Origin of the sequence: Ferrimonas pelagia (assembly GCF_039543565.1) — a bacterium.
In the GTDB taxonomy this organism is placed as follows: Bacteria; Pseudomonadota; Gammaproteobacteria; order Enterobacterales; family Shewanellaceae; genus Ferrimonas; species Ferrimonas pelagia.
Genome location: NZ_BAABJZ010000023.1, coordinates 18,870 through 43,073, shown reverse-complemented (window position 1 = coordinate 43,073; position 24,204 = coordinate 18,870). Strand labels below are relative to the sequence as shown.

Sequence of the window (24,204 nt, the reverse complement as noted above, 5' to 3'; positions counted from 1 at the left end):
AGGAATGATGATGAACCACGAAGCAACGAAACAGATCATGGATGCGATGTTCACCCAGCAGCGTCTACAAGTATTGAGCCTAGGAGTTCATCATAACGAATACACCGATGCTTACCTCTACGCATGGGAAAAGAGCGTCTATCCACTGATGCAGGACAGTGATGATTCGGTTGCGCCCATGCCCCATCAGCACTACACAAAGCAGTTTATTGTATCTGAGAGTAAGGTGAATGAGATATATCAATACCTTGAGCAGTGCTGGCTCGATAATGCCGTACCGACATATTATGAACTTGAGAACGAGTTCCGCTTTCGGATCACGGGTTTTGGTTGGGGGCGGATGGACTTAGTACACATCTGCCGTTATTTGCACTTAAACGGCAGTTTTGATGGTGAGTTTTGGAAGAAACTACTTACGCCAGGCAAGCATCCATCGGAACTCGGCTCAACATCTCGGCAGTTTGACCGTAAACGAGAGATCTTGTTTCAGTACTGACTTTGCTAAAAAGTAGCCAATAGCCGCTCATAGTTTGTATTGCCACCTATTGATCCAAAGCTTTAGCTCCTGCATTTTGCCCTTGCACTCAAGATTAAAGTTCAAGGGATCGTATGACCATAAAGGGGCGTGCGAAGCGAATCAGCTTGGCAACGCAGACATGATATTTTTGAACAGCGGCATGCAGAAGCAGATAAACGATCTTACCAAGTATCTGGGATTAGCAAGGTCCATACAAATCAATAGATAAGGCGCACACTGGCACAGTTCTCTGGGTGAAATAGAGACACTATCAGACGGAATGTTCGCCGTTTCAACGAACGGCCGCTTTGGCACCCTTGCAGTCACTCGACAACGTAATCGCCTTGCCGTTCCAAGGGTGCTCGTATTGCCTCTTTAGCTCAGTGGTTGTTTCTCATTCGCTATGTCGGGTTACGCGAAAAGAGCGCTCGCTAACCCGACCTACGGCCACATCGGTTATTGAACAAAGGATCCGGTTTTGGCGGCCCACTAACCTTTCGCTTTTGCTCTTCCTAGAACTTAGCAGCGCAGTGATCCTAGAACCTAGGAACTGCTCCTGGCGCCGATCCGGCCTGTCACTCCAACCCTTCCCACGAGCCCGCAACGAGCTTTTATCAAGCCACGGTCCACCGCCTTGGTGCCCTGCACAGTCCGTTCGAATACAGCCCTTCTTTTGGAGATCTTTGGTAACCTTTTATGACACCAAAAATAATTAATTAAATCATTAAATTACGTGTAACAAGGTAGGCCCAGTGCATGCGGTGGCTCATGAACGTTCCATTGGCTGCGCTTGCTAGCGCGCCCCACGGCAGTGATCTGTATCTGTGCCACACTTGAACGCCTTGTCTGACGGCGTCACTCGCTCTAGCACAAGAAGATACTGCGCCTAGCAGAACGCTTGCTTCATATCGCTTCAAACGATAAATAGAGCCAATAAGTCATGAACCGCATATGATGAGGCGCCATCTCATCGTGTTGCGACGCTCGCCCATTGAGCGCGACCGATTAAAGGGCTTACCCGCACAGATCGGACTCGATATGCCATTGATAGGGACAACAGGAAAGCACCGTGAAGATCGCCACTTTTAATGTCAGTATGGAGGCGGATAATTACCGCAAAACCCGCACTGATCCCCGCCAATCCAACGCCCTCAAACAACGCTTGGCAAACGGTGAGCACCGCCAGATAAAAAATATTGCCGAGATCATCCAGCGCACTCGGCCAGACATCATTCTGCTTAATGAATTTGACTACATTCCTGATCCAAACCAAGGCGTAGAGGCGTTCATCCGTCACTATTTGCAGGTCGGTCAACGGGGAGCCCAGCCGGTCGATTATCCTTTCTATTTTGTAGCGCCAGTCAATACCGGCATCGCAAGTCCATTCGATATCGATGGGGATGGGATTGCCAGCGGTACCGCCGGCGATGCTTGGGGCTTTGGCCATTACCCCGGCCAATACGGCATGGTACTGCTTTCTCGTTTTCCCATTGATTATGACAAGATCAGAAACTTTCAGAACTTAAAGTGGCACACCATGCCAAACGCGCAATCCATCCTCAATGTGGACGGCTCTGACTTCTACGATGCGACTACCTGGCAAGGCCTACGCTTGTCATCGAAATCCCATTGGGATGTACCAATACTGATTGAAAATAACCTTGTCCATGTACTCGCCGCCCATCCGACCCCACCGGTCTTTGATGGGCCCGAGGGCCGGAATGGCGCTCGCAACTTTGATGAGATCCGTCTTTGGGCCGATCACATCAGCGACGACGGTGCCCCCTACCTCATTGACGATCAAGGTAAGCAAGGAGGGCTGCCAGAGGGTCGACGCTTCGTCATTCTTGGCGATTACAACGCCTCGCCCGATGAAGGCAGCAGCCGCCCTGGCGCCATACAGCAGTTATTGCAACATCCCGCGGTCAACGGCGATTTCGTTCCAACCAGCCAAGGAGGCGCCGCTCATTCGCCGGACAACCCTTACGCTGCGACCCATACCGCACAGTGGCGCGCACGCGTCGATTATGTCCTGCCGTCGAAGCGGGGATTTGAGATCCTGGATGGCGGGGTATTCTGGCCACACAAGCACTCGCCGCTGCATCGCTTAATCGCCCACAGAGGCGCCTCATCCGATCATCGATTGGTGTGGCTAGAACTGGCCTTAACAGATTAAGTGGAGCGCACTAAGTGTGTGACTGATGTTTGGCGCTCGTGTCTTGCGTGCACGCAGCGTCGATCACTTCGGTCAGCTCCAAGGTTAATCGTTCCGATGACGTCGATATCGCGCTGTCTTTCAGCTTACTGCTCAACAACCCCGCCACATAATCTTCCAATGACAGGAAACCAGATTGCGCGGTCAAGCGCTCCAATTGCTGAAACTGCTCTCGATCCAGATAGACGGTAATGGGATGACGATCCTTCGTCTTCATCAGTCAGCACTCCTTTTGCTAGGCCCATTCTAAAGCCTAGACTCTACTCGACAACTGTCGAATATTTAATCCATTACACGTCTTTTAGAACTAACGAGTAAACCGCTCCCTATGGATCTAAGACCACTACCACAGCTTCCATTAGCTGCTAAATCGCTTGGTAGATAACACTTCCTATATGGTTCTTGGTTTATCCTCGCGCGGCGAAAACGGCCAATTGCTCCGTTGAGGCACGAGTCACCTCCACACCATCGAGGATAAAGATAACCTGTTCGGCCTGCTTGCGACCAAGCAGGATCTGCTCGCTCCCGTCGCTAAACTCCACCCGCATTTGTGCCTCATACTCGCTCAGGTAGTGCATCTCGATGTGCCGCACCGGTTCGACTTGGGTTTGCAGGTTCGGCAAGGTCAGATTAGGCGACTCCGTCAGGCTGGGATCCAGATGTGGGTTAACTCGAAAGATGGTTTCTACCGGCATATCCACGATCGCGGGAGAGCGTCCGGACACCGGGTTGGTACCCGTCCAGAACTCGATCGAATTCACAATGAACAGATCACCAATAGATGCGATCCCATAGATCGGGCTCATTAAGGCGAACAAACCCGCACGACCATAACGATTATCCACCACCGTCAAGTTCACTTCACTCACCGCTGAGCTCAATGCCATTTGTCCCATGCAGCCAGACAATGAAGAGGTACATAGGGCCGCAACGCAAACAGCCAAAACGCTTTTTCTCATGACAACACTCTTTAAACATGAAATGGCTGCGGATTATACTGAATTGGAGTCATTGCACCACTTTTCCGTCAAGACCGTCCATGTCGCGGCGAAACTTTCCCCTGTGTCACCCTAGCATCAGCCCAGGAGCACTCACCCCGTCACGCAACCGCCATACTGTCTAACCTCGCCCATGCTCACCCCATCCGTTCCGGTTGAGACCCGGGGCAATGCTCCTAGCACCAATACACGGCCTCAGTTTGCCGAGCTTCAATCGCTTGGTCAGTCCATCGCGACAATGACGACGCTTGGGTCGGGGCAGTTGCCCTTTCAGACCACATCGCCCATTCGCGGGCCCAGCAGCAGGGTTGCCCGTTGGACGGCCCGAGACTATGTAAGAGCAAAACAACCACTTGGCCATTATTGCTCTACACTTTTGAGTGATAACTGCGTGGTATAGGTCGACCGACGCTGTGAGGTCACGACAAACCGACGCTGATCTTCATTACGTCCATTCGTGGGTGCCAGCTATGAGGCTGAACAGAATCGGGACCATAGGATGAAATGGTTACGAAAAGGACGCAGCAGTAACACCGCCTTTATCCATGGATTGGTCATCGCCGAGGAGCTCAAGCTCTGGTGTGGTACAGCCCCATAAATACACATTTTTTCTAATGCTTCCGGGGGATATCAGTGACGCTCTTTCGCCAGTTGGCCTTCGTCTTCATCGGCAGCCTAACCTTGATGACCCTCTCGCTGATCACCGTGTACATGGCAGATCAGCGCGAATTCATTGCTGATCAACAGGAGCAGCAACTCAAAGAGAGCCTGGCGTCCTTGGCCATAGCGCTCAAACCCTTGCTCACTGCCGATGACCGGTTTGCCCTCGACACGCTGTTATCTGAGTACCTGGCCAACGAAGAGCTGCAAGGGATCACGCTGACGCACCCAAACAGCAGCGTTATCTGGCAGCGTTCAAGCATCTCGGTCCATCAGAACGCTCCTGATTGGTTTTCCTCGTTACCTCTGTTTAGCCAGCCGCAACATTCAGTGCTTATCCAGTCGCAATGGCAACCACTGGCACGGCTTGAATTGCTCGGCAGCACCGCTCAGGCTTCCGACCGCCTTTGGACAAACATCCTAGAATTGCTTGTCACTTCACTCATTATCACTTTGCTTACCTGCGCCCTCTTATCCGTTTGGCTCCATTATCTAATGAAACCGCTCAAGGTGATCTGCAGCCAAAGCGAGGCTATCGCCAATTACCGCCATTTGCCGCTGATTGAGGTCAACGCCAGCACCATCGAGTTTGCTCGGTTACAGCGCGCCTTTCAGATCGTGGGTAAGCACTTTAACAAATTATTTGACGAGCAAGCGGAGGAAGCCAAGCGGTTGCAGCAACGGATCTACACCGATCCCCTATCTGGAGTCGGAAATCGATTGTTATTGCAGGCGCAGATGGAACGTTGGATCAAGGATGGCTCAAGCGGCTTGCTCTGTTTGCTGTCCGTCCCGTCGCTGGCGATCATACTGGACCGGCGCAGTGAAACGGACTACCGCAATGCGTCACAACAACTGCAGCAAACGCTCTCCCTGCTCGTGGCAAACCCGTCGTTGCTCAGTTTAGTGCGGCTGAGCAATACCGAATTTGCCTTGTTGATCACTGAGGTGATTGAAGACGAGCTAGAGAGCCTGAGTCATCGCATCCAGCAGAGTCTGGACCAGATCACACCGACACCGTTGGAGATCGCGCCCGCCCGGGCTCAAATGGTTGGACTCTACAGTGAGACGCCACACGAGCCTTCCGAAATGCTGGCTCTGCTTGATGGCATGCTGATCGACGCCAGCAAAAGTGGTGACGGTCAGCCATTAGTGCAGCGACATAATCAACTCGGTATCGCCCGCGGCCGGCACCAGTGGTTTGAGATGGTTGAGACAGCGATCGCACAGGAATGCATCAGCTTTCGCCAACAACCGGCGTTAACCTTGGACGGAACCTTGCTCCATTATGAGCTGTTTAGTGCCATCGAGTTGCCTGGGGAGTATTGCAGCGCGTCCAAATTTTTGCCCGCCTTAGAAGCCATGGGCAAAACGGCCATGTTTGACCGCTATGTGTTAACCCGTGCGTTTGAGCGCTTGTCCAAGCCAAGATCTCAGCCTCTCGCCATCAATATTTCCCCTTATAGCCTGACCGATATGGGCTTCATCCGTTGGCTTAAGCGCACACTCAATCAACAGCAACCGCTGGGCAAAAAGTTGCTACTCGAGATCCCTGAATCGGCCTTTTTCCAGCAGCGGGAAGAGGCGATGCTCGCCTGTGAGTTGATCACGACCGCCGGCTTTCAGTTTGGGATCGACGGCTTTGGCCGTCATATCTACGACATCAACTACCTCACCGAGTTACCCGCTCCCGCTTACGTCAAATTGGATCACCTGTACAGTCAGCGACTCGACGACGCCCAACAGCAAGATCTCCTCGTCTCCTTGTGCCGCACGGCACGCAACCTGAAGTTACAGATCATCGCGACGCGGATCGAAAACTCTGAGCAACTGCGCCGATTTAACGAATTGTACGTCAATGGGATCCAAGGCTTCGTGTCGCACTCGTGGGAAGAGGCTCATCAACTGTAGCGGGGCGTGTCCGGCCCAACGCGATCAATGGCATCGAGCTGCGCCAGACGTTGCAGCAACTGCTCTCGTTCAAGCCGGTTACCGCTTTCAAATTGATGGCTGCTATGAAACATCAACCACAGGGTGACCGTGCCGTCACTGAGACTGATCTGGTATCCATCATAGCCGCTAGCAGCAATAACCCCTTGCCAACGGTAACCGTCAGAGCATGGCTGGCCATATTGGCGGATCCGATCAAAAACCCGGAGCGCTTGTCGAATATCGATCTCATCTTTCATATACGCTCCCGAGCAGAACCCCCGATGTTGCCCTAGCGAAGCAGGCGGCCCAGCGACAAAGTATGTCGTCCACTCATCGCAGAAGCCTGCGCTAACAGCAGCTCACCGCAGGCGATCGCATCCACCAGCGCATGGTGGCCTGGATAATTGGGCAACTCGTAACGCGCCCGGCAACGGCCCAATTGCAGCGCGTCCGCCTTTGGCGTCTCGTCACGCTGAGCAAAACGCTTTAGCTCCAACGACAGGGTATCCACCGCCATCAGCGGCAACCCCTGCCCGAAGCAGCGACGAAGACCCTGCTGTAAAAAGGCCAGATCCAGTCTTGCGTTATGGCAGATCAGTACGCGGCCTGCCAGCATCGGGATCAAGTCACTGAGGGCCTGAGCCAGGGGGATCCCCGCGGCCATATCCCGATCTCGGATCCCGTGGATGGTACAACTGTCACCGACCTCGCCGTTGATCAGCACCACTTGATCATGTGCCTGGCTTAACTGCAATCGACCCTGTTCAATTGGCACGCAGCCGATCGACAGGATCTGATCCTGCTGCGGATCCAGACCGGTCAATTCCAGATCCAATGCCAGCATCCTGGCCTGGCGGTAATCCCGCGCCAGATCGGCCCGACCCGCACGGTAATAGGGCGCCAGCTCCGTTGAACGATTACGCAGCTGAGCCCAGCGGAACCTCAGCGCCGAGATCATAACGTACGTCCATATTTAAGCTTCATGCCATCCTGAGCCCGCGCGACCACCGCGAACGCATCCTTGAGCTGATGCCGCATCAAGCCGGAGATCTTCGCCGTCGCCAGCCAATTGCTCGGCGCTTCGCCCTCCTGCACCTGCCGCCCCTGATTCTGCAGCCGCAGATGGGCTATAAACTCCAAGGCATCCGCCAAGTTTAAGGCATCCTTCCGGGTCAGTAGCCCTGCCAGCATCGCCGCCTGGATCCGTTTCGGCGTACTGACCTCTGAGCTGCCGCAAGACAAGGCATAAAGGCGAGCAATGTCGTTGATCAGCGCCACCCCCTTATGTTTTAAGTTCAGTGCTTTGCGCTGCTCCCCATCGCGTTCAAGCACCAATTGACGAAAGAATCCCAACGGCGGCGACTGACTGCCACCATTGGCGGCCATCATGGCTAAAAATATCTGATTGCCTTGGCACAATTTCAACACTTGTTGCTGTAGGTGCTGGCCTAGAGTGACATTGCCGGCGACCGGACGCAGATCAAAAAAGATGCTGGCATGCATCACCGCGATCGGCTCGGGCTCTTGGGTCCAGCGCTTGAACTGCGCCAACCAGCGCTCTTTGGACAAACACCACTTCGGATTCATCGCCATAATATTGCCCGGACAATAGACATAACCGGCGTCATTGAGGCCGTCACAAACAAACCGGCTCAGATCCTGAAAATAGGCCATCTGTGCCGCGTCAGGCTCGCGCGCCAACAGCAAGCCATTATCTTGATCCGACTTGCCCGCTTGATCCATCCGTGCCTGAGAGCCGAACGCCAACCAACACCAGGGGATCGGGGCCGCGCCGAACTTCTCTTGTGCGATGATCAACAGGCGTCGCGTCAGCGTATCGGTCAACAACGTCAGCACCCGCCCGATCTCCTCCGCTCGGGCATCGGCCTGGATCAAGCTCTGCATCAGCACAGGAAACTGCCCCGCCAACTTCACCAGCTCAGCGCGATCGCTCTGTCGCTCCATCTCACCGATCAAATGCAGCGGATCATTGCGCTGCATCCGGATCATGTCAGTACTGGTCACCACGCCAACCGGCTCGCCTTTATCGACCACCGGCAGATGATGAATATTATGCCGACTCATGATCAACATCGCTTCAAACACCAAGGTCGCCGGATTGACCGATAACGGCGGCGTGGTCATCACCTGGGCGATCCGGGTGTCGCAACCCTTACCCTCAGCCAAGATCCGGTTGCGCAGATCCCGATCGGTCAAGATCCCCACCAACTGGCCCTCCTGAACCACCAGCAAACAGCTGATCCTCTTAGCTTGCATCTGCTTCGCCGCCGCCTGCACGGTCAGCTCGGGGCCAATACTGGCGGCCGGACTGGCCATCACACTTTTTACCCGCGCCGTGCTTTGATGGTCTCGGGCCAAAAATCGTGCGCCATGACGCAGTCGCTCCGCATGTTTGCGATTAAAAAAGCGATCAAATTCCCGACAGTCGCTGCGCAACTGACGAAACACGGTATCGGACAGGATGTAAACCAGGCCATCTTCTAGCACCCGGATCCGGTTGCTGATCTTCTCCCCAGTCAACAACGAGGGATAACCGAAATAATCGCCCTCGCCCAATCGGTCGAGCAGATCCCCCTCATCATTTTGTACCTCAAACGCCCCATTGCGCACCACGTAGAGTTTAGGCTCGCAATAATCGACCGGTACATGACCCTGGTGGTGGGCAAAATAGGCGATCTCTATCCCCCTGCCGACCTGCTCGAGTTGTTGCGATGACAGCCGATCAAACGGATGCAGCGTCGCCAGAAAATCCACAATGGGTGCCAGTTCCGAACTGCTCATGTATGCCTCTCAGATCCTTGATACACTGCATAAAAACGGAGGGAATCGTGCTAACACTTATCCAAACTGGCTTCATGCTCACCGGTCTGATCTTGGTGCTCGCAACACTCACCCTGTATCTACGCCGCACCCAACAATGGCAGGCACTGTGGCAGATATGGGTCGGGCAATTACGTGATCTAAATATCACCGAATTCCGCTGTTATCGCAGCGGCATCTTACTGTTATTTATCGGGATATTGATCAGGATCATCAACCTGACCCTGTACGGCGCATAGAACAAAGGGCAGCCCTCACGAGCTGCCCTTTCTACTTTCACCCCTCAACCATACTTAATGGTGAGTGGCTTCACCCGATCCCTTAGGGAAACGAATGCTCTCGACCAGCTCCTGCACCTCTTGTGGTGTCTCCGCCGTCACCTTGCTCACCGCGAAGGCCACAGCAAAGTTCAAGACCATACCTAGGGTACCGATCCCTTCAGGCGAGATCCCAAACAACCAGTTCTCCGGCTTGTTGGCGATCAATGGCTCAAAGAACACCCCTTTGTACGCCAAGATGTAGCCCGCGGTGAAGGTGATCCCGACGATCATGCCTGCGATCGCGCCCTCTTTGTTCATCTTCTTAGAGAAGATCCCCATGATAATGGCCGGGAAGAAGGACGACGCTGCTAGGCCAAAGGCGAACGCCACCACCTGTGCCACAAAGCCCGGCGGATTGATCCCTAGATAGCCCGCCACACAGATGGCCACCGCCGCGGCAACACGAGCGTAGGTCAACTCCTGTCTATCGGTAATATCCGGCATCAAGTTTCGCTTCAATAGATCGTGCGACACCGAGGTCGAGATCACCAGCAGCAAGCCCGCAGAGGTTGAGAGCGCTGCCGCGATCCCCCCTGCCGCCACCAAGGCGATCACCCAGTTGGGCAGATTGGCGATCTCAGGGTTTGCCAACACCATGATGTCACGGTCAACCTTCATGTTGTTACGCTCATCACCGGAGTAGAACATCACGCCTTGCTCAGCCATCGCCGCCCCAGCAGCGCCGGAGGCTTCCTGGCTTTCCGTTGCGCCAGAGAAGGAGATCAAGCCGGTTTGCTCCCAGTTTTTGATCCAATCTGGTCGCTCGGCATATAGGGTCCCCTGACCATCTGAACCATTGATGGTATCGATCATGTTCAGACGGGCAAATGACGCCACAGCCGGTGCGGTGGTGTAGAGCAGCGCAATAAACGCCAGCGCCCAACCGGCGGAGATCCGCGCATCGGAAACCTTAGGCACAGTGAAGAAACGAACGATCACATGAGGCAGACCCGCAGTCCCCACCATCAAGGCCGCCGTAATAAAGAACACATCAATGGTCGACTTAGAGCCGTCGGTATACTGACTGAATCCGAGCTCCGTCGTCAGCCCATCGAGTTTATCCAGAACAGTCACCCCGGGACTGCCTGTCAATTCTGCGCCAAAGCCGAGTTGTGGGAAGGTATGGCCGGTCAACATGATGGAGATAAAGACAGCGGGCACCAGATAAGCGGTGATCAACACAATAAATTGCGCCACCTGGGTGTAGGTGATCCCCTTCATGCCGCCCAGCACTGCGTAGAAGAACACGATCCCCATGCCGATGATCACGCCGGTGGTGATATCCACTTCAAGGAAACGGGAGAAAACCACGCCCACGCCACGCATCTGGCCTGCAACATAAGTAAAGCACACGAAGATCGCACAGATCACCGCCACGGTTCGGGCCGTCTGGGAATAGTAACGATCACCAATAAAGTCCGGCACGGTAAACTTGCCAAACTTACGCAGGTATGGGGCCAGGCACAGAGCCAGCAGCACATAGCCACCGGTCCAGCCCATCAGATAGACCGCACCGTCATAGCCCATAAAGGCGATAAGGCCCGCCATCGACAGGAAGGAGGCGGCTGACATCCAATCCGCCGCTGTCGCCATGCCATTCGCGACGGGGTGGACGCCGCCACCGGCAACATAAAACTCTTGGGTTGATCCGGCTTTGGCCCAGATCGCAATACCTATGTAGAGGGCAAAGGTCAGGCCCACTACCAGATATGTCATGGTTTGCAGATCCATCATCTACTCCTCGTGTACGTTATATTTTTTATCTAATGCATTCATCTTGAATACGTAGACAAAGATAAGTGCAACAAAGACATAGATAGCCCCCTGTTGAGCAAACCAAAAACCCAGTTTAAACCCACCCAGGTGCACTGCATTCAGGACGTCCACCAGCAAAATGCCAAATCCATATGACACGACAAACCACACTGCCAGCAGACTCAACATCAGGCGAATGTTTTCCCGCCAATATGCTTTTGCCTGTTCATTACTTTCAAAAGCCATAAACCGCTCCCCGTTTTCTTGCTTTGAAATTGTCTTAGCTAACCTAGCAAGGGAACAAAACGCTGGATGCTCGACCTTAGTCAAAAGCGACTTTGATGCACGTCAAAGGAAACCGGATAAGGTATTGTTTTTGAATGCAATATATTTAGTGAACACAGCCTGTGGGGGCGCAATATAACCACGTTAGACTTTGGTCGCACCCACGCTAAGCTTGACTGAAAGAAGAAGGAAATATCCAATAATACTGATGCTTAGCGCTACATCACGCCGTGCAAAAAGTACTGAGATATAGCAGCAACGGCTCGACGTAACCCGTTACTGCAATCTTACCGGCGGTACGCCAATGCAAAACAAGAAACCGCGCAGTGAAGCTGTTCGGTGGCGATACGCATGGCGCTGATAAGTGTTGGCCGTTCATTTGCCAAGCCGACATATGCCTAGCTCTCCGCCGTGCGAGCGCCACATCAGTTTAATGCCACTTTCACCGTCAACCGCACTTGCTCTGTAACCGGCCCGCTCACGTACCGGCCCCCCGCATCCAATGATTCTCGCATCGCCGCGCGCGGCGCGCCCCCACCACCCAACTCGCTGATCTCCATTACGGGGCCAAGCGTTTGACCCTCTGGCAACAACGCCTCGGCCCGAGTTAAGGCATCCGCCAACGCCAGGCCATACAACTCATCCCGCAAGGCTTGATCGTCCAGTGTCAGGTATTGTGGCGCGGCGATCTCGGTAACCCCGGCTTCGGCCAAGCGCCCCAGCCAATGGCCCACCTCGGCGACCCGCACCAGGATGGACAGATCACGACTGGCTTGAAACCCCAATAGATGCCGTTGGCCATCATCATAGCGATATTGCGGACCGAGACTAATGTGGCCGGCGCTGATCTGCTGAGGAGGGATCTGTGCCCCTTCCAAACGGCGTAGCACCTTGTTGATCACGTCATCGACCTGAGACATCGCTTGTTCGGGCTGCTCTGCTAACTTAGTGACCGATACCGACAGTCTTGCCTGCTCTGGCTGCACCAGTCGACGTGCTTCCCCTTGAACCTGGATAAACCCCGCCCAAGCTGATGCGCCGTACAACCCGACGAGCAGGATCAGCAGGCATTTCCCTACGCTCCTGTGTTTGCTGATTCCATTCATAAAACACCTACCGTTAAAACAACTTACTGAAATATTAGCCCACCAACGGGACAATGCCTCGCAACTAAGGAACAGGGCAGGCCCGCAATGGCGCAAACTGTGCTGTGGCAACCGTGGCAACAAAGGGGAATACCGCGCTCGGCTGCGCTCGTCTCATCGCCAAACCGTTGACAAACCGTTGCCATAGGGGCCTTACGACGCCGACAACGGTGGCTGGCAGGAGCCGTTGGCTTCATCCTTCAAACTTCGTCAGATTGCGGCAACGCCCACCCCAAACCGACCCCCAACCGAGCGAGATCACTCAGGCTTGATGATTATCCTCAAGCTCTGGTTCTTCAACCGATCGCCGCCATCACGCATCCTCCGAGACACGACACGCTCGCGCTCATTGGCCGCAGGCAGAGGATCTCTGCCCTATCGATGGCCCCTGGGGGCCGTCAAAACAGCGCCAACACGCGATCTTGCTGTATCGCCAATGGCTTAAACGGGCATTCTGTATCGCGCCCCAAGCGCATCGACTCAATAACGTCCCAAGGTTTAGCCACCAGACACATCGTGCTCACACAGCGGCGGCATGATCAGCGGATCCGGATAGCGGAAAACAAACCCAAGCTCATCCATCAGCTTCGCACTGCTGATCCGCTTGCCAACGCCAAGTACCGAGCTAAAGCTTGGCGCCGCCAACCCCAATGCCCTAGCCGCAGCCGGATAGTACTCCCCCTTGGGCGGATGGATGGGCGCAGCGACATTGTAGATCGCCCCCCAGCAGCCGCGCTCAATAACGCACTGAATAGCCCCGATCACATCCTCTCTGTGAACCAGGTTAACCGGGCAGTTTGCCCCGGCCAAGCCGCTGCGCCCCGCTAAAAATCGCCCTGGATGGCGCTCACCACCAACCAACCCGGCGCAGCGCAGGATGCTCCAATGCTCAAAGTGGTGCTTCACACACGCCTCAGCCGCCAACATCATCTCGGCCCGGCTCTCACGACTCAGCGCAGCTTGCTCGTCACACCAACTGGCGGCGGGATCGTCCTGGTACACCGCCGTCGAACTGATAAACACCGCCTGAGCGATCCCCGCCTGCTGCGCCGCCCGAGCCAACAGGCCGATCCGCTGGGCATAGCTGCTTTCCTGATGGTGCCGCCCCGGCGGGATATTGATGATCAGCGTCTGAGCATCAAACAAGACCGATGGTTTGGCACAACTCAACTGCTCGCCCAGATCAAGATAGGTCGAGGGGATCCCCCCTTGTGCCAACTGCGTCAGAATCTCAGCCTTGCGACTGCACCCCCGCACCGCCCAGCCTTGCAGTTGCAGACGTTGGGCTAATGCCAACCCCAGCCAGCCACAACCGGCGATCGCCACTGTTTGCATATCCTATCCCTGTTTGCGCTCGTCATTTCTGCCACTGTAACCAAGGTGCCAGCCCGCCGCTAGCCCTTGCGGCAGGCTGCTGCCATAACCCAAGGGAAGAGCAGCCCTCAGCGAACAAAAAGGCCCGGCACACTGACGTGTACCGGGCCTTTTCGCAGCGATGAGATCACGCGTTATGACGCGCCAGCAGATCCAATAAGCCCTGCTCATCCAAGACGTCAACGCCCAGATCGGTCGCCTTGGTCAGCTTAGAGCCCGCCTTCTCGCCGGCCACTAAGGTCGTGGTATTTTTTGACACGCTACCAGAGACCTTGGCCCCCAAGCGCTCCAGCGCGGCCTTGGCGTCAGAGCGGCCCATCTGGCTCATGGTGCCGGTCAAGACCCAAGTCTGCCCCTTCAGCGGTTGCTGATCGGCGGCGACCTCCTCGATCGCCGGCCAATGCACGTTCGCCCCAAGCGGATCGATCAAAGCGGTGAGCACCTCGACATTATGAGGCTGACGGAAGAAGTAGTAGACGTGCTTGGCCACCACCTCGCCGACCTCATCCACCTCCATCAAAGACTCAAGCGAAGCCTGCTGCAGTGCATCCAAGGTCTTAAAGTGACGCGCCAGATTGGCCGCCGTTGCCTCACCCACCTCGCGGATCCCCAAGCTGTAGAGGAATCGTGGCAAAGTCGTGGTGCGTGCGCTATCCAAAGCATTCACCAGATTTTGCGCCGATTTCATCCCCATCCGAGGCAACATGGTCAGCGCCGAGGCCGACAAGCTAAACAGATCCGCCGGAGTCCGAATGAGCTCTTTATCGACCAGCATCTCCACCAACTTATCGCCTAGGCCATCGACGTCCAACGCCTTACGCGAGGCAAAATGTTTGATCGCCTCTTTACGCTGGGCTTCACAGAACAGGCCACCGGAGCAGCGAGCGACCGCCTCCCCTTCAAAGCGCTCAACCTTGGAGTCGCACACTGGGCAGGTTTGTGGGATCTCGATCGGCTGGGCGTCCGCCAAACGTCGCTCTTCAACCACAGAGACGATCTGTGGGATCACGTCCCCCGCGCGGCGGATAACCACGGTATCGCCGATCATCACACCCAGACGCGCGATCTCATCGGCATTGTGCAAGGTGGCGTTGGACACTGTGACTCCGCCCACGAAGACCGGCTCAAGCCGGGCCACTGGCGTCACAGCACCGGTTCGCCCCACCTGAAAATCCACCCCATTGAGCACCGTCAGCTCTTCCTGAGCCGGGAACTTACAGGCGATGGCCCAGCGCGGTGCCCGGGCGACAAAACCCAACTGCGTCTGCTGCGCCAGACTATCGACCTTGATAACCACCCCGTCGATCTCATACGGCAAACTGGCGCGGGCTTCACCGACGCGGCGGAAATAGGTCAGGCCGCCCTGTTCGCCACTGGCCTGCTCAACCAAAGGCGACACCGGCAGTCCCCAGCCTTTCAATTGCTGCAGCTGGCCATGATGGCTATCGGACAATGCTGCGCGCTCTTGCTCCACCACGCCCATGGCATAGGCATAAAATGCCAAAGGACGGGACGCGGTGATCTTGCTGTCCAATTGACGCAAGCTCCCTGCCGCGGCATTACGCGGATTGACGAAGGTCTTGTCGCCCGCAGCATGGGCCTTGGCGTTCATCGCCTCAAAGCCTGCGGTTGGCATAAAGGCCTCCCCCCGCACCTCGATCAGGCCCGGAAAGTCGTCCCCCTGCAATCGCAACGGCACCGAACCGATGGTTTTGACGTTCGTCGTGATCTCCTCACCGGTCATGCCATCGCCTCGCGTCGCCGCGCGCTCAAGCACGCCATCTCGATACAGCAGGCTGACCGCAATACCATCCAGCTTCGGCTCGGCGCAGTAGGCTATCTCCGTCGTCCCCAAACGCTCAGCCAGCCGCTGATGAAAAGCCGAAAATTCGGCCTCATTCATGGCATTGTCCAACGACAGCATCGGCTTTAAGTGGGCAACGGAGTTGAATTGCGCTAACGCTTTGCCGCCCACACGCTGGCTGGGCGAGTCTGCTCGCAGCCACTGGGGATTGTCGGCTTCCAGTTGCTGCAACTCCCGCAAGAGTCGATCGTACTCCGCGTCCGGAATGGTTGGGTTGTCCAATACATAATATTGGTGATTATGGAGATTCAATTCATCGCAGAGTTGATCAATGCGTTGCTGTACTGTGTTGCTCATATCGATATCCAATCAGGCCATGATGACCGAAAAAAGGCCGCCCTTGGCGGCCTCTCTGATAGTAATGGGATCAGGCTGGCTCGGTTTCGGCCGCTTTGATCCGCGCTAAATAGTTCGCTTCGGCTGCGTCAGTCCAAGGAGCGCGCTGCTCATCGAGGATCTCCGCATCGTGCAGATCCGCCAGTCCCTGCGCACTGCCCAACATGATGGAGAATCCCACCCGCGCGTCGGTGTGGGTCGGCAATGTCATGAACAGGGCCAAGCCTTCGGTACGAAACTGCTCCATCCGATCCAGATCGAAGGTGCCCGGTTTGACCATGCTGGCCAAGGAGAACAGCACAGGCCCTGTGCCCGCCGTATGCTGATGACGATGGAAGATATCCATCTCACCGAACTTGAACCCCATGGTGGTCAGGCTTGGCAACAACTCTTCACCTAAGATAGGTCCGTTGCGCCCCACCACATGCAGCACCAACACATCAACCGGCTGATGATCGACCGGCTCCGGCGCCTGGTTCTGTGCCAGCGCCTCGGTATGGGGCACGTCATGCAAAGGCGCCTCTGCGATCAACGACTTTCCACCCAGCTCGGGCTCACGCCAAGGTTCGATCTCAACCCTTGGCGCCGCCTCATCAACACGGGCGCCGAGAGCAGACTCGCTTGCCTGTGGCTGTCGTTGTGGTTGTGGTTGTGGTTGTGGATGTGGTTCAGCCGTGGGCTGCTCCCGCACCTCAAACTCTAGCGGCTCGGATGGATCAAGTCCCAGCTCGATCTGCTCACTGCCCAGCGTCGGTTCCTGCCGAGACGCGCGCGAGCGCACCGCCCTGGGCTTACTGGAGGCTGGCGCAACGGGCAGGTCCTCATCCAACAGGCTTGGCTGGACCGGCGCCGCAGGCGGCGTCACCAAGGGGGTCGGCTGAGACCGCTCAACGCCAGCTGTGGGTACCGGCTCAATGGTACGAGCCGGTCCGATCACCCCTTCATCGAGTGCGACATCGCTGGTGTCTATCTTTGCCATCCGCGGCTTATTGCGGGTCACCTTAGTGCGACGGTTTCGGGCCGGCGTATTGCGCCGCAGCGACCAAAAGCCATGAACACATAAACCGACAATGGCCAAAAGGCCTACGACAATAAATACAATACGCATGTCATCCATAGTGGTGTGGTACCCCTAACTATCCGACGGTGGCCATAGCAGCGGCCTCTTCTATATCGACAGCAACGATCCGAGACACGCCCGGCTCATGCATGGTCACACCGGTGAGGCGATCTGCCATCTCCATACTGACCTTGTTGTGACTGATGTACACAAACTGTACCGTTTCTGACATCTCTTTAACCAGCCGGCAGAACCGGCCAACGTTGGCATCATCCAACGGTGCATCTACTTCATCCAACATACAAAATGGCGCTGGATTCAGTCGGAAAATGGCGAACACCAATGATAAAGCCGTCAGCGCCTTTTCACCACCAGAGAGAAGGTGGATCGTGCTGTTTTTCTTACCGGGAGGACGAGCCATGATGGTCACGCCCGCCTCCAACATATCATCACCGGTCAACGCCAGGTAGGCGCTGCCCCCGCCAAACACCTTGGGAAATAACATCGACAGATCGGCATTCACCTTATCAAAGGTGTCTTTGAAGCGGCTACGGGTCTCCCGATCGATCTTACGGATCGCCGCTTCCAGCACCTCAAGCGCCTGATTGAGATCCGCATCCTGCTCATCCAGATAACGCTTGCGCTCGGTCTGCTGATCATACTCCTCAATGGCCGCCATATTGATCGCACCCAAACGCCGGATCCGCTCCTTCACCCGCTCCAGATCGGCGCTCCATTGCGCCACCGCCGCCTCGGCGCTCAGGTTCTCCAAAATGCCCTTGAGCGGGGTTTCAGCTTCCGCCAACAGATCGAGTTGACCCTGCGCCTGCACCCGCAAGCCCTCATGCTCCAGCTGATGGCGATTGATGTGGTCGATCAGAGCCTGGATCCGCTGCTGCTGACCGCGTTGGTTGTCGGTCAATCCCGAAAGCTGCTGTTGGATCTGCGCCAGCGCATCCCGCAATCGGGCTTGCGCGGACTCCTGCTCGGTTCGGGCCTCCAATTGGCTGTCCAGCTCCAACTCAAACTCGACCAGCGGCTCAGCTAACGCCACCTGCTCTTCGCGTGCCTGCTCGATCCGCTCTTGCCACTGACTGGCCGCCAGGCGCGCCTGTTCGCGGCGCTCGTCCATGCCCTGTAAGCGTGCCTGCTGGCTTTGGCGCTGCAACTGCAACTGCTGCAACTGCTGGCCCAATTGGGCCTTCTGCGCTTGCTGCTGTTTCAGATCTTGTCGCTGATCAGCCAACTGCGAATCCAACAGCGCCAGAGCGTCACTCGCCTTGTCGGCTTGGATCTCCTGCTGCTCAAGCTGCTCTTCCAGCGCAAAACCGCGCTGCTCTAGCTCCTCCAGGCGCAACGTCAGCTCCTCTTGCTGCTGCGTCAGCAGCTCGCGTTGCTGTGCCTGCTGCACCAAGCGCTCACTCAGGCGCTGCACTTCGCCACGCAGTTTCAGTGCCTGCTCCCGAGCCCGATTGGCCTGGCTCTGCGCCGTTCGAGCCAGCTCCTTATCCGTCGCGATCTGTTGCTGCGCCTGCGCCATCTGTTGTTGGCTCGACGCGACGCTGCCCCTTAACCGCTCCAATTCAAGCTCGGTCGCTTCGAGCTCGCCGATCAGCGCCGTCAATGGCTTCTCGTCCGCCGCTCCCGGACTCACCTCAAAGCCGATCCCCAGCCAACGACCGTCAGCCAGCACCACGGACTCTTCCGCCCGGCATTGCGCCAACCACTGCTGCGCCTGCGCGTTCGAATCGGCACAATAGATCTGCGACAACCAGGGCGAAAGGTTAAAAGGCGATTGGACTCGATCCAGCAAACGCGGCCAATCGCGCGCTCCCGCCTCTGGCTGGGCCGGCTCTGGACGAAAGCGGGTCAAGCCCGGCGGCAGATCGGCGTGCTCGGCGCCGATCACGCCCTGAATGCGATGGCCCAGCACCTGCTCGACCGCCGAGGCCCACTCAGGCTCAATGGTGAGCTGCTGCCAGGCCCGAGGCAAGGCGTCGAAAGGCGCAGGCAACGTCAGCTGACGCGCATCGATCAAGGTGGTTAGTGACTGCTCTCGCCCCTGGGTCCGACTGAGCTGCTGTTGTTGTTCATTCAACGTCGCGCGCAGCGTATCGCGGGCCTGTTCGGATTGCTCCCACGACGCCGTAGCACGCTCTGCCGCCTCCTGCGCCTCCTCACTCTCCAGCTGCGCCAGCTCATGCTGTTCGGTCAATTCGGCCAACCTGTCCGCCTGAGCTTCCGGCTGCCATTGCGTCAATTGCGCACTCAGGCGCTGTTGCTGACTGGCCAGCTGCTGCCGTTCGCGGCCCAACCCGGCTAATTCGGCCAGACCGACCTGCCGGGCCCGCTCAGCCTGTTCGCGGCTCTCCCGACGCTGCTCGCGGCTGGTTTGCGTTTGCTCGACCCGGGCTTCTTGCACCTCCAGCTGACACTCAAGCTCCTCCTGCTGCATCGCCAAGGTCTCGCATTCCGGCTCGAGCATCGCCAGCGAATCGGCCAGCGCTTGCTGCTCCTCGGCCAGCATCTGCAGCTGAGCTTCGCTGCCACTGAGCTGTTCGCGGGTTCGGCGGATCTCCTCCTCCAACTGCTGCGCGCGCTGACGGGCATGCAAGATCTGCTGCTCCAGTCGGGTCACTGCCCCGCTGCTTTGAAACAACTGCTGCTGACAACGTTCCAACTCGGCACTGATGTCGGCTTTTTGTTGTTCAAGTTGGATCAGCGCCGCATCATCACCGGCAAACGCACTTTCCTGCTGGGTTCGCTGCAACTCAAGCTCGGCGATCTTTCCCTCGAGATCGGCCATCTTGGCCGACAGCTCGCGCCACTTCAGCGCCAGCAACTCGCCTTGCAAGGTCCGCTCGGTGATCTTCAGCTCACGGTAACGCCGGGCGGCATCGGCTTGACGGCGCAATCGCTCGATCTGGCTGCCCAGCTCGATGCGGACATCCTCCAGCCGCTCCAGATTTTCCCGTGTATGGCGGATCCGATTTTCCGTTTCCCGTCGCCGTTCTTTGTAACGGGAGATCCCTGCCGCCTCTTCGATAAAAACGCGCAGCTCTTGCGGCTTGGATTCGATCAAGCGAGACACCGTGCCCTGCTCGATGATCGCATAGCTGCGGGGGCCCAGGCCGGTGCCCATAAAGAGATCGGTAATATCACGGCGGCGGCATTTAGCGCCGTTGAGGAAATAACTGGATTGCGCGTCGCTGTTGACCTGGCGCTTAACCGAGATCTCGGCGTAGCTGTTGTACTGCCCCTGCAGACGGCCTTCGCTGTTATCAAACACCAGCTCGACGCTGGCCACCGACGACGCCTTACGGCCACTGGAGCCATTAAAGATCACATCCGTCATGGCATCGCCGCGCAGGTTCTTGGCGCTGCTTTCACCCAGCACCCAGCGCACCGCGTCGATCACATTGGATTTGCCGCAGCCGTTTGGCCCGACAATGGCGGTCATTTGATCAGGAAAGGGAACCTTGGTGGGATCGACAAAGGATTTAAAGCCGGCCAGCTTAATGAGTTTCAGCCGCATGGGGCGCGATCGCGTCTCGTCTAGTGATACTGACCGCCACTGTACCACCGGCCACAATGTTTTGTAACAGCCTGAAATGACCAGAATGTTGACCCAGTGGAGCGGATCACAACACAATGGACTCATCGATGGGAAAAAGAACGATTGACTATGGAACAACGGATATTGCCTCAAGGCGCCAGCGGCGTTGAATACTTTGTCAAAGGATTCGAGTTGATACGTCAACCCGGCCTGCGCCGCTTTGTCATGCTGCCACTGAGTATTAACCTGCTGCTGTTCTCTCTGGCCTTCTACTATCTGTTTCAACGCCTGCAGGGCTGGATCAGTCAACTGATGGCCTGGTTGCCGGATTTTCTGAGCTGGTTGGACTTTCTGTTGTGGCCCCTAGCGGTGATCACCGTGTTAGTCAGTGCCTCGTTCGCTTTCAGCGCCATCATGAACTTCATCGCCGCGCCCTTTAACGGCCTGCTCGCAGAGCAGGTTGAGAAAAAGCTGACGGGCAAACCGTTGGATACCGGCGGATTACTGGATCTGGTCAAGGACACCCCCCGGCTGATCGGGCGCGAGTGGACCAAGCTGTGGTATTACCTGCCCCGAGCCCTGGTGTTCCTGCTGATCTTATTGTTTGTGCCGGGTCTGGGCGCCGTGATCTGGTTCGGCTTTACCGCTTGGATGATGGCCATCCAATACCTGGATTACCCGTTCGATAACCATAAAGTGCCGTTTTCACGGATGCGCAATGCCATCGCCATGCAGCGCTGGCGCAGCTTTACCTTCGGTGCCAGTGCCGCACTGATGGCGATGATCCCACTCGTTAACCTGATCCTAATGCCGGTGGCGATCTGCGGAGCCACCGCCCTCTGGGTCGATCAATACAAAGCCGTGCATGGTCGCTACGGGATGGAATAGAGTCCGTCTTAGAAATAAAGATTAACACTTTGGCAACATTGGCCATTCCCCGCCACGGCTAGCGCTGGCACAATAGCGACATCTCACACAAACCGTGGTTATACAGGATGTTAAACCCTTTGGTTGGGCTGCTCTGCCTACTGCTCAGTAGTGTGGCCCTGGCCGAGCGCCACCACATCGTTATCGCCGACACCCAGTTGCAGACCCAGATCGACGGCGATCTGTCCGATCCGCTATGGCAACATGCCACCGTGGTCGATCTGACGCTGCAAAACGATCCGGGCGAGAACACCCCAGCACCGGTGCGCACCACCGCCAAGGTGATCGCCAACGCCGAGACACTGTATGTGGCCTTTATTGCCGAGGATCCCGATCCAAGCCGGATCCGGGCACAGCTGACGGACAGAGACAAGATCTGGGGCGATGATCTGGTTGGCATCAAACTGGACACCTGGGATCAAGCCCGGCTGGCTTATCAGTTTTTCGTCAACCCTTATGGCGTCCAGCTCGACAGCATTGAAAACGAGTTGACCGGGCGGGAAAGCGAAGCGTGGGATGGGATCTGGCAAAGCGCCGGCCAGATCACCGCGAGCGGGTATCAGGTCGAGATCGCCCTGCCGTTGCGCCTGTTCAGCTTCAACGACCGACTCGATGAGCAGCGCTGGGGCATTGAGTTAGTCCGCTTCTACCCGCGCGAGAATCAGTATCGCTTGTCCGCCACGCCCGTCAGTCGCAACCAATCCTGCCGTCTCTGCCAGATGGGCTTAGCGACCGGATTGGCCGGCGCCAAACCGGGACAACAACTCCAGCTCACCCCCTCGTTGGCGCTGTCGCGCCACGAGAGTCGCCCGACCCCAGACGATGAATGGCGCCGTGATGACAGCGTCGAGCCGGCGTTGGATCTGCGCTGGGCCATCACCCCAGACACGCTGCTCAACGCCACCATCAATCCAGACTTTTCTCAGGTTGAGGCCGACTCCGGCCAGTTGGACGTCAACACCACCTTCGCCCTGTATTATCCGGAAAAGCGGCCGTTCTATCTCGACAATGCCGACTACTTCGAAACCCTACGCAATCTGATCAACACCCGTAATCTGGCGTCGCCAGAATACGGCACCAAGATCACCGGCCAGCGGGGCAAACACCTGTTTGGCTTACTGCAAACCAAGGATGAAAAAACCAATTTCCTCGTGCCCGGCAACCTCTCCTCCAGCATCGCCGAGCTGGGCCAAAGCAGTGACAACTTTGCCGCACGCTACCTGTATGACAGCACGGCGAGCTGGAGCCTGGGCTCCATCGCCAGCTTCCGTAGCAGTAAAGATTACCAAAACAGCGTAGTGGGACTCGATGGCCAATGGGAGATCACAGCTCAAAACAAGATCAAGGCATTGTATGTTCGCTCGGAAACTCGTTATCCCGATTTTCTTCGCGATCAGTTTTGTGGCGGCGACACGCCGTGCGATCAACCCGACAAGGTCGAATGCAGTTTTGGCGACTGTGACTACAACGAGCAGGTATTGCGCCTGCCAGTCGGCGAAACCCTCAAAGGCGATCTGCTGCGGGTGGCGCTGTACCACAACTCCCGCCATCTGTTTGGCTACGCCAACTACGAGCGCATCGACGAGGCATTTCGGGCCGATCTGGGCTTTATCGATCAGGTCGACTTTGCCAAGGGGGCGATCGGTGGCGGCTACATCTGGTATCCGCAGGATCACTTCTTCCACAAGATCCAACTGGGGGGCGATGTCGATCGCAGTGAAAACATCGCCGGCGAAAAGCTGGAGGAGGAGATCGAATTCTCCGGCTTCGTCGCCGGTCGTAACGAGCTGTTTGTGGAATTGTATGGCGGACTCCGTGAGATCGCCGGTCGCCGTCAGGATGCCAGTAACTTGGCTCTCAAAGACAATGCCCCCATGTTCGACGAAACTTGGCTCGGCCTGTATGGCGAATTAAGGCCAGTGAAACCCCTTAAGTTTGGCGCCAATATCCGCATTGGTGACGATATCGACTACGCCAACAACCAACTCGGTGAGGTCTTTCAGATCAACGGCTGGGTCAATTGGAAGCCGCACGCCTCCATCAGCCTCAACGCCAGCCATATTCATCGCACCCTAGACGTGCCGGGCGGCCAGCTCTTCGCCGCCGATCTGAGCGATCTCCGGCTCCATTGGCAGTTTACCGTCCGAGCCTTTATCCGCATGACCGCCATCTATACCCAGTTAGAGCGCGATCCCGCGCTGTATCGCTACAACCGCGTCGACAGGCACTCAGAGCGACTGTCGGCCGAGCTGCTCTATGGCTACAAGGTCAATCCGCAAACCGTATTCTACCTGGGCTATGGTGAAGGCCAGTTCAGCGACGATGAATTTCGCGATCTCAGTAGCGACAGCCGAACGCTCTTTGCCAAATTCAGCTACGCTTGGCTGCTCTGATCAGCACAGTGTCACAGCCCTAGGCT

General features: G+C 56.5%; 18 protein-coding genes. 6 read left to right on the top strand and 12 right to left on the bottom strand.

Annotated features, from left to right (window positions below):
• Positions 1-4 precede the first annotated feature (4 nt).
• Together ABEA08_RS08295 and ABEA08_RS08290 are read left to right on the top strand one after the other, a co-directional pair.
• Positions 5-496 (top strand): hypothetical protein, encoded by a 492-nt coding sequence (locus ABEA08_RS08295; RefSeq protein ID WP_345334828.1) that lies wholly within the window; start codon positions 5-7, stop codon positions 494-496.
• Positions 497-1,586: 1,090 nt separating this feature from the next.
• Positions 1,587-2,693, top strand: coding sequence for an endonuclease/exonuclease/phosphatase family protein (locus ABEA08_RS08290; RefSeq protein WP_345334827.1), 1,107 nt, complete (start codon positions 1,587-1,589; stop codon positions 2,691-2,693).
• Positions 2,694-2,703: 10 nt separating this feature from the next.
• Here the strand turns inward: ABEA08_RS08290 and ABEA08_RS08285 are convergent, their stop codons facing one another.
• Together ABEA08_RS08285 and ABEA08_RS08280 are read right to left on the bottom strand one after the other, a co-directional pair.
• Positions 2,704-2,949, bottom strand: coding sequence for a hypothetical protein (locus tag ABEA08_RS08285; RefSeq protein WP_345334826.1), 246 nt, complete (start codon positions 2,947-2,949; stop codon positions 2,704-2,706).
• A gap of 190 nt (positions 2,950-3,139) precedes the next feature.
• Positions 3,140-3,691, bottom strand: coding sequence for a DUF3332 family protein (locus tag ABEA08_RS08280; protein ID WP_345334825.1), 552 nt, complete (start codon positions 3,689-3,691; stop codon positions 3,140-3,142).
• A gap of 672 nt (positions 3,692-4,363) precedes the next feature.
• On the opposite strand from ABEA08_RS08280, the gene ABEA08_RS08275 reads away from it, so the two are divergent.
• On the top strand, positions 4,364-6,301 hold the full coding sequence (locus tag ABEA08_RS08275; RefSeq protein WP_345334824.1) for a bifunctional diguanylate cyclase/phosphodiesterase: 1,938 nt from the start codon (positions 4,364-4,366) through the stop codon (positions 6,299-6,301).
• On the opposite strand, the gene ABEA08_RS08270 is transcribed toward ABEA08_RS08275, so the two are convergent.
• Genes ABEA08_RS08270 through ABEA08_RS08260 form a run of 3 tightly spaced genes read right to left on the bottom strand, consistent with a single transcriptional unit; the run spans position 6,292 to position 9,124 of the window.
• A complete protein-coding gene (locus tag ABEA08_RS08270; protein ID WP_345334823.1) occupies positions 6,292-6,579 on the bottom strand; it encodes a DUF3081 family protein in 288 nt (95 codons plus the stop codon). The two genes, ABEA08_RS08275 and ABEA08_RS08270, sit on opposite strands and share 10 nt — an antisense overlap.
• A 32-nt stretch (positions 6,580-6,611) precedes the next feature.
• Positions 6,612-7,280 (bottom strand): exonuclease domain-containing protein, encoded by a 669-nt coding sequence (locus ABEA08_RS08265; protein ID WP_345334822.1) that lies wholly within the window; start codon positions 7,278-7,280, stop codon positions 6,612-6,614.
• A complete protein-coding gene (locus tag ABEA08_RS08260) occupies positions 7,277-9,124 on the bottom strand; it encodes a DUF294 nucleotidyltransferase-like domain-containing protein (RefSeq protein ID WP_345334821.1) in 1,848 nt (615 codons plus the stop codon). Before ABEA08_RS08260 ends, ABEA08_RS08265 begins: the two co-directional genes overlap by 4 nt.
• A gap of 47 nt (positions 9,125-9,171) precedes the next feature.
• On the opposite strand from ABEA08_RS08260, the gene ABEA08_RS08255 reads away from it, so the two are divergent.
• Positions 9,172-9,402, top strand: coding sequence for a hypothetical protein (locus ABEA08_RS08255; RefSeq protein ID WP_345334820.1), 231 nt, complete (start codon positions 9,172-9,174; stop codon positions 9,400-9,402).
• Between the two features lie 54 nt (positions 9,403-9,456).
• Here the strand turns inward: ABEA08_RS08255 and ABEA08_RS08250 are convergent, their stop codons facing one another.
• The 7 genes from ABEA08_RS08250 to smc all read right to left on the bottom strand — a co-directional run bounded on the left by ABEA08_RS08250 (position 9,457) and on the right by smc (position 20,837).
• Complete coding sequence (locus ABEA08_RS08250) at positions 9,457-11,214, bottom strand: sodium:solute symporter family protein (RefSeq protein ID WP_345334819.1); 1,758 nt, start codon at positions 11,212-11,214, stop codon at positions 9,457-9,459.
• Between the two features lie 3 nt (positions 11,215-11,217).
• A complete protein-coding gene (locus ABEA08_RS08245; protein ID WP_345334818.1) occupies positions 11,218-11,484 on the bottom strand; it encodes a DUF4212 domain-containing protein in 267 nt (88 codons plus the stop codon).
• Between the two features lie 464 nt (positions 11,485-11,948).
• Complete coding sequence (locus ABEA08_RS08240; RefSeq protein ID WP_345334817.1) at positions 11,949-12,629, bottom strand: SIMPL domain-containing protein; 681 nt, start codon at positions 12,627-12,629, stop codon at positions 11,949-11,951.
• A 537-nt stretch (positions 12,630-13,166) separates the two neighbouring features.
• Entirely contained in the window at positions 13,167-14,003 is an 837-nt protein-coding gene (locus ABEA08_RS08235) for an NAD(P)H-binding protein (protein WP_345334816.1), read from the bottom strand.
• Between the two features lie 166 nt (positions 14,004-14,169).
• Positions 14,170-16,203 (bottom strand): NAD-dependent DNA ligase LigA, encoded by a 2,034-nt coding sequence (gene ligA / locus ABEA08_RS08230; protein ID WP_345334815.1) that lies wholly within the window; start codon positions 16,201-16,203, stop codon positions 14,170-14,172.
• Between the two features lie 70 nt (positions 16,204-16,273).
• The gene (gene zipA / locus ABEA08_RS08225; protein ID WP_345334814.1) at positions 16,274-17,350 is read right to left on the bottom strand and encodes a cell division protein ZipA; all 1,077 of its coding nucleotides are present in this window, start codon (positions 17,348-17,350) and stop codon (positions 16,274-16,276) included.
• A 28-nt stretch (positions 17,351-17,378) separates the two neighbouring features.
• A complete protein-coding gene (smc, locus tag ABEA08_RS08220) occupies positions 17,379-20,837 on the bottom strand; it encodes a chromosome segregation protein SMC (protein WP_345334813.1) in 3,459 nt (1,152 codons plus the stop codon).
• A gap of 144 nt (positions 20,838-20,981) precedes the next feature.
• Between smc and cysZ the strand changes: the two genes are divergently transcribed.
• The gene (gene cysZ, locus ABEA08_RS08215; RefSeq protein ID WP_425557344.1) at positions 20,982-21,746 is read left to right on the top strand and encodes a sulfate transporter CysZ; all 765 of its coding nucleotides are present in this window, start codon (positions 20,982-20,984) and stop codon (positions 21,744-21,746) included.
• A 107-nt stretch (positions 21,747-21,853) separates the two neighbouring features.
• Complete coding sequence (locus tag ABEA08_RS08210; protein ID WP_345334811.1) at positions 21,854-24,178, top strand: carbohydrate binding family 9 domain-containing protein; 2,325 nt, start codon at positions 21,854-21,856, stop codon at positions 24,176-24,178.
• The last annotated feature ends 26 nt before the right edge of the window (positions 24,179-24,204 follow it).